Below are 12,826 nucleotides of genomic sequence, written 5' to 3'. Positions count from 1 at the left end.
TGCTCGGACCATAGGATAGTGACTCGTGACTCCAGCTGACCTTGCAGATCTCCTTCGTGCTACCGCGGCGAAGGTACTTGTCGAACGCGGATCCGACCCTGCGGTCCTGCCCGACGAGGTCAAGGTGGAGCGTCCCCGCAACCCTGAGCACGGAGACTATGCCACGAATGTGGCCATGCAGGTAGGGAAGAAAGCGGGAATGAACCCCCGTGACTTCGCAACTTTGCTCGCCGAGGCGCTGTCCCAGGCCGAGGGCATCGACGCCGCCGAGGTCGCGGGACCTGGCTTTTTGAACATCCGACTGGCCAAGGCCGCGCAGGGCGCGATCGTGGAGAAGATTCTCGAGGCCGGTGAGAACTTCGGTACCGCGCCCACTCTCGCGGGCCAGAAAATTAACCTCGAATTCGTCTCGGCGAACCCGACGGGCCCGATCCACCTGGGCGGCACCCGCTGGGCCTCGGTCGGCGACGCGCTCGGCCGGATCCTGGCCTCGCAGGGCGCGGACGTCACCCGCGAGTACTACTTCAACGACCACGGCGCGCAGATCGACCGGTTCGCTAATTCCCTGGTGGCGGCAGCGCTGGGGCAGCCGACCCCCGAGGACGGCTACGCGGGCGACTACATCAACGAGATCGCCGACACCGTCGTGAAGGCCAACCCGGGCGTGCTGGAACTCCCGGAGACCGAGCGGCACGAGCTGTTCCGCCGCGAGGGCGTCGAGCTGATGTTCGCGCACATCAAGAAGACGCTGCACGAGTTCGGCACCGACTTCGACGTGTACTTCAACGAGAGCTCGCTGTTCGCCTCCGGCGCGGTCGAGAAGGCCATCGAGACGCTGAAGGCGTCCGGCAAGCTCTACGAGAAGGACGGCGCGTGGTGGATCGCCTCCACCGAGTACGGCGACGACAAGGACCGCGTCGTCATCAAGAGCGACGGCAAGTCCGCCTACATCGGCGGTGACATCGCCTACTTCCAGAACAAGCGCTCGCGCGGATTCGACCTGTGCATCTACATGCTGGGCGCGGACCACCACGGCTACATCGGCCGGCTCAAGGCCGCCGCGGCCGCGTTCGGCGACGACCCGGACACCGTCGAGGTGCTCATCGGCCAGATGGTGAACCTAGTGAAGGACGGTGCGGCCGTTCGCATGTCGAAGCGCGCGGGCACCGTCGTCACCCTCGACGACCTGGTCGAGCAGATCGGCGTGGACGCGGCCCGCTACTCGCTGGTGCGTTCCTCGGTGAACTCCAGCATCGACATCGACCTGGACCTGTGGACCCGCCAGGACAGCGAGAACCCGGTCTACTACGTGCAGTACGCGCACGCCCGCACCAACCAGATCCTGGGCAACGCGGCCGCCTTCGACTACGCCTCGGTCGCACCGGATTTCGCGCTGTTGACCGACGACCGCGAGGGCGCGCTCATCCGCACCCTCGGCGAGTACCCGCGCGTGGTGGCCACCGCCGCGGAAATGCGTGAGCCGCACCGCGTCGTGCGCTACCTGGAGGAGCTGGCCGGGGCCTACCACCCCTTCCAGTCCGACAAGACGCTGCGCGTCATCCCGCAGGGCGACGATGTGGTCACCCCGCTCAATTCCGCTCGCCTCGAGCTGGTCAAAGCCACCCGTCAGGTTCTCGCCAACGGCCTCGGCCTGCTAGGCGTCTCTGCCCCGGAGCGTATGTAAATGAGTGCCCACCCCGCCGGACCCCGCCACGCGGACATCCCGCACGCCCCGACCATCGCGGAGCGGCCGAGCGACCCGGCGCAGATGATCGAACTGCCCGCGCACGTGTGGCCCCGCAACGCCTCCCGCGACGCCGACGGCGTGGTCCGGATGGCCGGCGTCTCGGTGACCGACCTGGCCGCCGAATTCGGGACGCCGCTGTTCGTCGTGGACGAGGACGACTTCCGCTCGCGCTGCCGGGACATGGTGCGCGCCTACGGTTCCGACGCGCGCGTGCACTACGCCTCCAAGGCTTTCCTGTGCGGCGAGGTCGCGCGCTGGGTGCGCGACGAGGGCCTGCACCTGGACGTCGCCTCCGGCGGCGAGCTGGCGGTGGCGTTGCACGCGGGCTTCCCGGCCGAGCGAATCGCCATGCACGGCAACAACAAATCGGTGGTCGAGCTCGAGCAGGCGGTGGCCGCGGGCGTCGGGCACGTGGTGCTCGACTCGCTGATCGAGATCGATCGGCTCGAGGCCGTCGCCGGTCGGGCCGGAGTGGTGCAGGACGTGCTGGTCCGCGTCACGGTCGGCGTGGAAGCCCATACCCACGAATACATTTCGACCGCGCACGAGGACCAGAAGTTCGGCTTCTCGCTGGCCGACGGTGCCGCTCTGGAGGCGGTCGGCCGCGTCTTCGACGCCCGCAACCTGCGCCTGGTCGGCCTGCACAGCCACATCGGCTCGCAGATCTTCGACATCGACGGCTTCGAGGTGTCGACCCGCCGCATGCTGCGCCTGCTCAGCGAGATCGGCGACAAGTTCGGCGTCGCCCGCTCCGAGCAGATGCACCTGCTGGATCTCGGTGGCGGGCTTGGCATTTCGTATGTGCCCAGCGACGACCCGCCGCAGCTATTCGACTTCGCCGACAAGGTCCGCCACCTGGTGCAGACCGAGGCCACCGCGATGGGTCTGCCGACCCCGTCGATCGCGGTCGAGCCCGGTCGCGCCATCGCGGGCCCCGGCACCATCACCCTCTACGAGGTGGGCACCATCAAGGATGTCACCCTGGATGCGGGCGCCCAGCGCCGCTACGTCAGCGTCGACGGCGGCATGAGCGACAATATCCGTCCCGCCCTGTACCAGGCCGAGTACGACTGCCGGTTGGTCTCGCGTTCCAGCGATTCCGATCCGGTGGTGGCTCGGGTGGTCGGAAAGCATTGCGAGAGTGGGGATATCGTCATTCGCGATACCTGGCTCCCGGCCGATGTGGGCCCGGGCGACCTGGTGGCGGTGGCCGCGACCGGCGCGTACTGCTACTCGATGTCGAGCCGATACAACTTGCTCACCCGGCCCGCGGTGGTCGCTGTGCGAGACGGCAAGGCGCGCTTGATCCTTCGTCGTGAAACGGTGGAGGACCTACTCAGCTTGGAGGTGAAGGCATGACCGAGAACAAGACTGGCGTTGTGTGGGGACAGGATCACCCCATTGGCGTCGCCGTCCTCGGCATGGGCACGGTCGGCACCGAGGTGGTGCGCATCATTCGCGACCACGCGGACGACCTGTGCAACCGCGTCGGTGCGCCCGTCGTGCTGCGCGGCGTCGCGGTGCGCGATCTGAGCAAGGACCGCGGCCTGCCCGCCGAGCTGCTCACCACCGATGCCGAAACCCTGGTCGCCCGTGACGATGTCGACATCGTCGTGGAGGTCATGGGCGGCATCGATCCGGCCCGCGCCCTCATCGCCGCCGCCCTGAATGCGGGCAAGTCGGTCGTCACCGCCAACAAGGCGCTGCTGGCCGACTACACCGGCGAACTGGCCGCCGCGGCCGAAAACCACCGCGCCGACCTGTATTTCGAGGCTGCCGTCGCCGGAGCCATCCCGGTGATCCGTCCGCTCATCCAGTCGCTGTCCGGCGACCGGGTCAACCGCGTGGTCGGCATCGTGAACGGCACCACCAACTTCATCCTCTCGGCCATGGCCGAGACCGGCGCGGACTACGACGACGTGCTGGCCGAGGCCACCCGCCTGGGCTACGCCGAGGCCGACCCGACCGCCGACGTCGAGGGCTACGACGCCGCCGCCAAGGCGGCGATCCTCGCCTCGGTCGCCTTCCACACCCGCGTCACCTCCGGCGACGTCTACCGCGAGGGCATCTCCAAGATCACCGCCGAGGATCTCGAGACCGCCGCGGCCGTGGGCTGCACGGTGAAGCTGCTGGCCATGGCCGAGCGCGTCACCGACGAGGACGGCAAGGACAAGGTCTCCGTCCGCGTCTACCCGGCCCTCATCCCGCGCAAGCACCCCCTCGCCTCGGTCAACGGCGCGTTCAACGCCGTGGTCGTGGAGGCCGAGAACGCCGGCCGCCTGATGTTCTACGGTCAGGGCGCGGGCGGCGCGCCGACCGCCTCGGCCGTCATGGGTGACCTGGTGATGGCGGCGCGCAACAAGTTCTTCGGTGGCCGGGCCCCGGGCGAATCGGTCTATGCTGAACTGCCGATCGCCTCGATCGGTGATACCCCGACCCGCTACCACGTGAACCTGCAGGTGGCAGACCGCACCGGTGTGCTGGAAGCGGTCGCGGGAGAATTCGCCAAGCATCATGTGAGCATCTCGACGGTCCGCCAGGAGGGCCACGACGAGGGCGCGCGCTTGGTCGTGGTGACCCACCACGCGCAGGAATCGGCGCTGGCGGATACCGTTGCCGCGTTGGCCGAACTGGACTCCGTCACGTCCGTGACCAGTGTTCTGAGATTGGAAGGCACCGAGGAATGAGTGCAACAGCACGAGCTGCAGCCGTGCATACCCCTTGGCCGGGTCTGATCGACGCGTATCGGGATCGCCTCTCGATTCCCGCCGATTGGAAGGCCGTCACTCTCTTCGAGGGCGGCACCCCGCTGGTGCCCGCGCATCACCTCTCCGAGCTCACCGGCTGTGAGGTGTACCTCAAGGTCGAGGGCGCGAACCCGACCGGCTCGTTCAAGGACCGTGGCATGACCATGGCCATGACCGACGCCAAGTACAACGGCAAGAAGGCCGTGCTGTGCGCCTCCACCGGCAACACCTCGGCCTCGGCCGCGGCCTACGCCACCCGGGCCGGTCTGCACTGCGCGGTGCTCATCCCCTCGGGCAAGATCGCCATGGGCAAGCTGGCCCAGGCGGTCATGCTGGGCGCCAAGATCATCCAGGTGGACGGCAACTTCGACGACTGCCTCGAGCTGGCCCGCAAGGTCACCTCGGACTTCCCCGAGGTCGGCCTGGTGAACTCGGTGAACCCGGCTCGTATCGAGGGCCAGAAGACCGCCGCCTTCGAAATCGCCGACGCGCTGGGCAAGGCGCCCGATGTGCACGTGCTGCCGGTCGGCAACGCGGGCAACATCACCGCCTACTGGAAGGGCTACAGCGAGTACTACGCCGACGGCGTCACCACCTCGCGCCCGCGCATGCTGGGCGTGCAGGCCGCCGGTGCCGCGCCGCTGGTCCACGGTGCTCCGGTGTCGAATCCGGAGACCATCGCCACCGCCATCCGAATCGGTGCGCCCGCGTCCTGGAACCAGGCCGTGGCCGCGAAGGAGGAGTCGGGCGGCGCGTTCCGCGCGGCCACCGACGACGAGATCCTGGCCGCCTACCGCCTGGTCGCGGCCAAGGAGGGCGTCTTCGTGGAGCCCGCTTCGGCCGCTTCGGTCGCCGGTCTGCTGGCCGCGCGCGCCGAGGGCTGGCTCGATGCCGGCCTCACCGTGGTCTGCACCGTGACCGGCAACGGTCTCAAGGACCCGGACAACGCCCTCAAGGGCATGCCCGAGGTCAAGCCCATCGCGGTCGACCCGGTCGCCGTGGCCCACGAGCTCGAGCTGGCCTGAGTTGACCACGCGTGACGCTCAGCTCATGACTCGGACGCTGCCCGCCGGAATCTCCGTCACCGTGCGGGTTCCGGCGTCCAGCGCCAATCTGGGTCCGGGTTTCGATTCCCTCGGAATCGCTTTGGGGCTCTACGACGAGATCACGGTGTCCACCACGGACTCCGGGCTCACCATCCGGGTCGAGGGGGAGGGCGCCGACGATGTGCCCTGGGGCCCTTCGCATCTGGTGGTGCGCGCCATCGAACGCGGCCTGCAGGCCGCGGGCGTGTGGGCGGACGGCCTGGACGTGGTGTGCCGCAACGTGATTCCGCACTCACGGGGGATGGGTTCCTCCGCGTCGGCCGCGGTCGGCGGGCTGGCGGCCGGGCGTGGCCTGGCCGCGAAGTTCGATCCCGAGCTGGCCTACGGCGATGACGTGATGGTGCAGCTGGCCGGTGAATTCGAAGGCCACCCGGACAATTCGTCGGCCAGCATCCTGGGCGGATTCGTGGTGTGCTGGACCGAAACCGACCGTTCGGCGGACGAAAACGGCAGTGCCGACGCGCATCACGCCCGCCTCTATCGCGCGGTGCGCCTGGAACCGCACCCCTCGATACGGCCCGTGGTGCTCATTCCCGAGGAGCGTTCGGCCACCGCGCACACCCGCGGTCTGCTTCCGGAAATGGTTCCGCACGTCGACGCGGCCTTCAACGCGAGCCGTTCGGCGCTGGCGGTAGTCGCCTTGACGCAACGCCCCGACCTGCTGCTTCCGGCCACGGCCGACCGGCTACACCAGGGCTACCGCGCCTCCGCGCTGCCGCTGACCACCAAGTGGGTGGAACGGCTGCGCGAGGCCGGCATCGCGGCCATCGTGTCGGGCGCGGGACCGACCGTGCTCGCCTTCACGACCAGCGAATTCCCCGAAGAACTGCGCGAACTCGCGATCGCGGACGGAATGCGCGTGCTCGAACCCGGCATTGCCGGCGGCGTTCTGGTGGATTGACAGCGCGCCTGCCTTGCCGATGCAAAAGGTGGGAGCTATCCTGAGCGAGTCCGTACATCGTGCGCGTCAGACGCCGGTGCTTCATCAGGGCAAATCGCTCCAGAGGCTCCTTGCTCAGGCTCGAGGCTTGAGGCTCGAAACTTGGGGGTAGCCAGTCAACTGGAATGATCTCTCCCACCTTTTTCGTGTGATGAGCACCAGCACTCGGTGGCGAAGCCCACGTGGTGGGAACCCCACTGGCCAGGCGGAACAGGCGATACGGCATCCGAGTTCGGCACGAGACCGGACTGCAGGAGGAACCCTCGAACAGGCACACGGCGGTCGAGGGAAGGAAAGGATTTCCGTGACAGATACGGACCTGCTCGCGACACCCGGGACGGATAGCGATACAGCGTCCGCGGGTAGCCGCGAAAGTGACTCCGGACAGATTTCGAAGATGAGCGAACAAACTGACGTCGCACGATCGGGGCTGACTGGAATGTTGTTGCCGCAGTTGCGTGCGCTTGCGGGAGAGCTCGGTATCCGAGGCACTTCCGGGATGCGTAAGGGTGATCTCATCGCCGCCATCAAGGAGAACCAGTCCGGCGGCAGTGCCAAGGCCACTACCGGCAAGGCCACGCGGAATGCGAAGGCCAAGGCCGAGGACGCGCCGACGGGTGGGGAGTCCGCGTCGGCCCCCGCCCCCGCCAAGGCCGAGGTGAAGGCCGCCGAGTCCGCTCCGGCCAAGGCCGAGGTGAAGGCGGAGGCTCCGGCGAATCGCGCCGAGCAGGCCGAGTCGCGCCAAAGTGCCGCTGAGTCGCGTCAAAGTTCTTCTGAGAAGCGCGAATCCAAGCGCGAAGAGGGCGAGAGCCCCCGCGCCGAGGGCGATGAGGGCCGGGACGGTGGCCAGCGCGGCCAGCGTGGTCGTCAGCGCCGGGGTCGCGAGCAGCGTGGTGCCAACGCGAACGCGGAGGCCACCACCGCCGAGGCGCCCGCCGCCGAGAAGGGCGAGTCCGAGGGCGGCGAGCGTCGCCGGGACCGCAACCAGGGCGACCGCAACCAGGGTGAGCGCAACAACCAGCGCAACGACCGTGGCGAGCGGAACCAGAACGGCGGCCAGCAGAACCAGAACGGTACCGGTCGTCCGCAGCGTGACGCCCGTGACGATGACGACGAGGAAGGCGGCCGCGGTCGCCGGGGTCGTCGCTTCCGTGAGCGTCGTCGGGGCCGGGATCGTGACGGCGGCACCGGTGGCGGCGGCGAGGCCCGCGAGATGGAGATCCGCGAGGACGACGTCCTGCAGCCGGTCGCCGGCATCCTCGATGTCCTCGACAACTACGCGTTCGTCCGCACCTCGGGCTACCTGGCCGGGCCGAACGACGTGTACGTGTCGATGAACCTGGTCCGCAAGAACGGCCTGCGCCGCGGTGACGCCATCACCGGCGCGGTGCGCGCCCCGCGCGACGGCGACCAGTCCAACCAGCGCCAGAAGTTCGATCCGCTGGTGCGGCTGGACACGGTCAACGGCACCGATGTCGAAAGTGCCCGCCGCCGTCCGGAATTCAACAAGCTGACCCCGCTGTACCCGAACCAGCGACTGCGGCTGGAGACCCAGCCGAACAAGCTGACCACGCGCATCATCGACCTGATCATGCCGATCGGTAAGGGCCAGCGCGCGCTGATCGTGTCCCCGCCCAAGGCGGGTAAGACCACGATCATGCAGGACATCGCGAACGCGATCTCGGTCAACAACCCCGAGTGCTACCTCATGGTCGTCCTGGTGGACGAGCGTCCCGAGGAAGTGACCGATATGCAGCGCTCGGTGCGCGGCGAGGTCATCGCCTCCACGTTCGACCGGCCGCCGAGCGACCACACCTCGGTCGCCGAGCTCGCCATCGAGCGCGCCAAGCGGCTCGTGGAGCAGGGCCAGGACGTCGTCGTGCTGCTCGACTCGATCACCCGATTGGGCCGTGCGTACAACAACTCGTCCCCGGCCTCGGGCCGAATCCTTTCCGGTGGTGTGGATTCCACCGCGCTGTACCCGCCCAAGCGGTTCCTCGGCGCGGCCCGCAACATCGAGAACGGCGGCTCGCTCACCATCATCGCGACCGCGATGGTGGAGACCGGTTCCACCGGTGACACGGTCATCTTCGAGGAGTTCAAGGGCACGGGTAACGCCGAGCTCAAGCTCGACCGCAAGATCGCCGAGCGTCGCGTGTTCCCGGCCGTCGACGTCAACCCGTCCGGCACCCGCCGCGACGACCTGCTGATGTCGCCCGACGAGGCCGCGGTCCTGCACAAGCTGCGCCGCGTGCTCTCCGGCCTGGATTCACATCAGGCGATCGACCTGCTGGTCGACCGCTTGAAGAAGACCAAGAGCAATGTCGAGTTCCTGATGACGGTCTCCAAGACCGCCCCGGGTGCGCTCGAAGAGTGATCAGGTAGCGCAACGCTGCAATGTTCTTGTAGCGCACTGCTATTGACGATGGCGGCCTCGCCTCGGCGGGGCCGCTGTCGTGTGTGCGGGCTGAAGAAGAACAGGCCGATGAACGCGGCGCCGAGGATCATGAAGCCGAGGATGAGCGCGGTCACGGCACCGGTGTAGTCCGGCGCCGTGACCGCTGTGTAGGTGAGTGTGGCGTCCCCCCGCGGTGGGTTGGGGACCGGGTTCAGAGGCCCCACCGCGTTGCCGGACTCTCCGGGAGCCATCCACCAGCCCGCGACCGTCAGAAGCGTCAGTGACACCAGGACCCCGCCCGCGACGAGTTCCGCGCGCCGCCGGTATGCCCTCCCGGCTTCGGCGTGCGCGGAGACCGGGGACAGGCCCCCGATCGTCGCGTCCTTCCTGGTCACCGCTGTCCTTCCGCTAGTCTCGGGACTCTCACCTGGACAAACTCTATGAACACGGGTGTTCGCATTCTTGAGTAGCGAACTACTCGACTTCCAGCCTCACCCGGATACACGAAATATGCGTGCCCGTAGTTTCTTGGGGTGGAGGGCGGGAACAAACCGGATCCACCGCCTGTTCAGGAGGGTGTCACCCCTCGTGACGACCACTCGGTCGCGGCACATATACTGTTCCGTCGGCAACCATGCCTAGTCGGTTTTGGTTCACGTCTCGTCGCCGTCCTCGTGGATGGCAGTCGGTCGAGGCGACCCAAAACCTTTCGAAAGGACACCCATGAAGGCAGGAATTCACCCCACGTACGTGGACACCACGGTCGTGTGCGGCTGCGGCAACACCTTCCAGACCAAGAGCACCAAGGAGTCGGGCCAGATCACGGTCGAGGTCTGCTCCCAGTGCCACCCGTTCTACACGGGCAAGCAGAAGATTCTGGACACCGGTGGCCGCGTGGCTCGCTTCGAGGCCCGCTACGGCAAGCGCGCCCCCAAGGCTGCCAAGTAGCTGTCCCGCCAACGCCCGTCCTGCCTCCGCAGGCCGGGCGTTGGTGCGTTTTACGGACCTACTTCCAGCGAGCTGAGACAGCTCACACATACTTTCCGGGTGTGCCTACCCGGCACCCCGATGGGAGGAACCGCGATGGCCGACAAGACGGCCCCCAACGCGATCGACGACATCCTGGCCGAGTACCAGGGGCTGGAATCCCAGCTCGCCGACCCTTCACTGCACAACGACCCGGGCGCGGCGCGCCGGGTGGGCAAGCGCTTCGCGGAGCTCGGCCCGATCATGTCGACCTACAACAAGCTGAGCACCGCGCGTGACGATCTGGCCGCCGCGCAGGAGCTGGCCGCCGACGATTCGTCTTTCGCGGCCGAGGTCCCCGGCCTGCAGGAACAGGTGGAGGAGCTGGACAAGCAGCTCACCGACCTGCTCGCGCCGCGCGACCCGCACGACGGCGACGACGTCATCCTCGAGGTGAAATCCGGTGAGGGCGGCGAGGAGTCGGCGCTGTTCGCCTCCGATCTGGCCCGCATGTACCTGCGCTACGCGGAACGCCACGGCTGGAAGGTCGAGGTGCTCGGCGTCACCTACTCCGATCTGGACGGGTACAAGGACGCCAGCTTCTCCATCAAGAGCAAGGAGCCGACCCGCGACGGCGTGTGGTCCAAGCTCAAGTTCGAGGGCGGCGTGCACCGCGTGCAGCGCGTGCCGGTCACCGAATCCCAAGGGCGTATTCACACTTCGGCCGCGGGCGTGCTGGTGTACCCGGAGCCCGACGAGGTCGAGGAAGTCGAGATCGACGAGAAGGACCTGCGCATCGACGTGTACCGGTCCTCGGGCAAGGGCGGTCAGGGCGTCAACACCACCGACTCCGCGGTCCGCATCACGCACTTGCCCACCGGCCTGGTGGTGACCTGCCAGAACGAACGCTCGCAGCTGCAGAACAAGATTCGCGCCAAGCAGGTGCTGGCCGCGCGGCTGCAGGCCCTCGCCGAGGAGCAGGCCGACGCCGAGGCCGCGTCCGGTCGTGCCGCGCAGATCCGCACGGTGGACCGCTCCGAGCGCATCCGCACCTACAACTTCCCCGAGAACCGGATCGCCGACCACCGCATCGGTTTCAAGGCCCACAACCTGGACTCGGTCCTCGACGGCAACCTCGACGACCTGTTCAACGCCCTCGGCGAAGCGGATCGCGCCGCCCGCCTGGCCGCCGAATAAGGCCGGGGGACAGCGGAAATGAACATCGCGCGGATGACGGCCGAGTCCATCGAGAAGGCCGTGCCCCTGCGCTATGCGCTGTGGCCGACCTCGGACGAGGCCGAGCACCGCGCGGAGCTGGCGGAACTGGCGGAAAGCCCCGAGCACGTCGTGCTGGTCGCCCGCACCGATGACGGCGAGGCCGTCGGCTACGCCGAGGCCAGCATTCGCCACGACTACGTGAACGGCTGCGACACCTCGCCGGTCGCCTTCCTCGAGGGCATCTACGTGGCCGCGGGCCATCGGCTGCACGGCCTCTCGGGTGAGCTCTGCGGGGCGGTCGAGGAGTGGGGCCGCGAGTTCGGCTGCACCGAACTCGGTTCGGACGCCCTGCTGGAGAACGCCGTCGCCCACCGCTTCCACCAGGCCAACGGCTTCGAGGAGCGCGAACGTGTCGTGTACTACCGCAAACCGCTGTAGAGCAGGGACCGGCCGCCATGCCCACCGCAGTCGGCGCGCGGCCAGCCGCGGAGTAAACCGGCATAGCATGACAATCGAAGATGGACGGCCAGTATCGTTTGCCAACGTGACCATTGATTTCGGGATGGTCGGGGTAACTCCCCGGGTACGTCCAGAATCGGTTGGGCACCCAACCGCAGGCCCGGATACATGCCGGTCGACGGCTCTGGGCCGTCCGCTGAAGTCCCGGAGAGGCGGGGGAGCATCGTGAGTCGGACACCGTTGCGGCCGGCCATCCGAGAGGCCACCGAGATCCTGGCGAACGCCGGGGTTCCCAGCCCCCACGCCGACGCGGAAAATCTTGCGGCACATGTGCTGGGAGTGGACCGCGGTCGGCTGGCACTGATGCCGATGCTCACCCCCGACCAGCTCGAGGAGTACCGCAAGCTGGTCGCTCGGCGCGCGGAACGCTTTCCGCTGCAACACCTTACGGGCACCGCCGCCATGGGCGAGATCGATCTCGCGGTCGGCCCCGGCGTTTTCGTGCCGCGCCCGGAGACCGAGCTGCTGTTCGCCTGGGCCCTGGCCCAGCTCGAACAGGTGGGCCACGAGCATCGGCCGATCGTGGTGGACCTGTGCACCGGCTCCGGCGCGCTCGCCCTGGCCATCGCCCATGCCCGCCCCGACGCCCAGGTCCACGCCGTCGAACTCGACGCCGAGGCCCTGACCTGGGCCCGCCGCAACGCACTGCAACTGGCCGACGAGGGCGACAACCCCATCGACCTGCACGCGGGCGACGTCACCGACCCCACGATCCTCGAACACCTCAACGGCAAGGTCGACGTGGTCGTCTCCAACCCGCCCTACATCCCCGAGGACGCCCAGCTCGACCCCGAGGTCATCGACCACGACCCCCACCGCGCCCTCTTCGGTGGCCCCGACGGTCTCGACGTCATCCGCCCCATGATCGCGACCATCGCCCGCCTGCTCCGTGAAAACGGCTCCACCGCAGTCGAACACGACGACACCAACGGCTCCGGCGTCGCGGCCCTGTTCGCGGCCGACGGCAATTTCACCGACATCATCGAACACCCCGACCTGGCTGGAAAGCCCCGCTTCGTCACGGCCCGCCGCACCGCGAATTGACCGTGACCCGCCGAAGACGATGGGTCTCGCCCATCCGGTGAGTGTGCGCGGCTCGGCCGGGTTCGGACGATGCTCCCGGGAATCCGCCGCGACCGTTCCGGATCGGCGAACGCGGTGCGGTACGCGTCCGAATTCGTCGAC

Annotated in this window: 10 protein-coding genes; all 10 read left to right on the top strand. The window is 68.0% G+C overall.

The features are described from left to right. Window positions 1-25 precede the first annotated feature (25 nt). The 10 genes from argS (at window position 26) to prmC (ending at window position 12,685) form a co-directional block, all read left to right on the top strand. Complete coding sequence (gene argS, locus GPX89_RS15550) at window positions 26-1,684, top strand: arginine--tRNA ligase (protein ID WP_328601874.1); 1,659 nt, start codon at window positions 26-28, stop codon at window positions 1,682-1,684. After that, window positions 1,685-3,106, top strand: a complete 1,422-nt coding sequence (gene lysA / locus GPX89_RS15545; protein WP_157388316.1) for a diaminopimelate decarboxylase — start codon at window positions 1,685-1,687, stop codon at window positions 3,104-3,106. After that, window positions 3,103-4,434: a homoserine dehydrogenase gene (locus tag GPX89_RS15540; RefSeq protein ID WP_157388315.1), complete on the top strand. Its 1,332-nt coding sequence runs from the start codon at window positions 3,103-3,105 to the stop codon at window positions 4,432-4,434. Before lysA ends, GPX89_RS15540 begins: the two co-directional genes overlap by 4 nt. Then, window positions 4,431-5,519 carry a threonine synthase gene (gene thrC, locus GPX89_RS15535; RefSeq protein ID WP_157388314.1) on the top strand — a complete coding sequence of 363 codons (1,089 nt, stop codon included), beginning with the start codon at window positions 4,431-4,433 and terminating at the stop codon, window positions 5,517-5,519. Before GPX89_RS15540 ends, thrC begins: the two co-directional genes overlap by 4 nt. Window positions 5,520-5,544: 25 nt before the next feature. Beyond that, entirely contained in the window at window positions 5,545-6,501 is a 957-nt protein-coding gene (thrB, locus tag GPX89_RS15530) for a homoserine kinase (RefSeq protein ID WP_157388313.1), read from the top strand. Between the two features lie 343 nt (window positions 6,502-6,844). Further along, a complete protein-coding gene (gene rho, locus GPX89_RS15525) occupies window positions 6,845-8,917 on the top strand; it encodes a transcription termination factor Rho (protein ID WP_328601873.1) in 2,073 nt (690 codons plus the stop codon). Window positions 8,918-9,661: 744 nt separating this feature from the next. Continuing rightward, complete coding sequence (gene rpmE / locus GPX89_RS15520) at window positions 9,662-9,886, top strand: 50S ribosomal protein L31 (RefSeq protein ID WP_033085055.1); 225 nt, start codon at window positions 9,662-9,664, stop codon at window positions 9,884-9,886. Between the two features lie 135 nt (window positions 9,887-10,021). After that, a complete protein-coding gene (prfA, locus tag GPX89_RS15515) occupies window positions 10,022-11,101 on the top strand; it encodes a peptide chain release factor 1 (RefSeq protein ID WP_157388311.1) in 1,080 nt (359 codons plus the stop codon). 18 nt (window positions 11,102-11,119) lie between these two features. Further along, on the top strand, window positions 11,120-11,560 hold the full coding sequence (gene aac(6') / locus GPX89_RS15510; protein WP_157388310.1) for an aminoglycoside 6'-N-acetyltransferase: 441 nt from the start codon (window positions 11,120-11,122) through the stop codon (window positions 11,558-11,560). Window positions 11,561-11,806: 246 nt separating this feature from the next. After that, window positions 11,807-12,685: a peptide chain release factor N(5)-glutamine methyltransferase gene (gene prmC, locus GPX89_RS15505; RefSeq protein ID WP_328601872.1), complete on the top strand. Its 879-nt coding sequence runs from the start codon at window positions 11,807-11,809 to the stop codon at window positions 12,683-12,685. Window positions 12,686-12,826: the final 141 nt, after the last annotated feature.

Origin of the sequence: Nocardia terrae (genome assembly GCF_009760405.1) — a bacterium.
GTDB classification, from domain to species: domain Bacteria; phylum Actinomycetota; class Actinomycetes; order Mycobacteriales; family Mycobacteriaceae; genus Nocardia; species Nocardia terrae.
The sequence above is the reverse complement of the archived record's forward strand: the minus strand, read 5'-3'. Positions and strand labels throughout refer to the sequence as shown.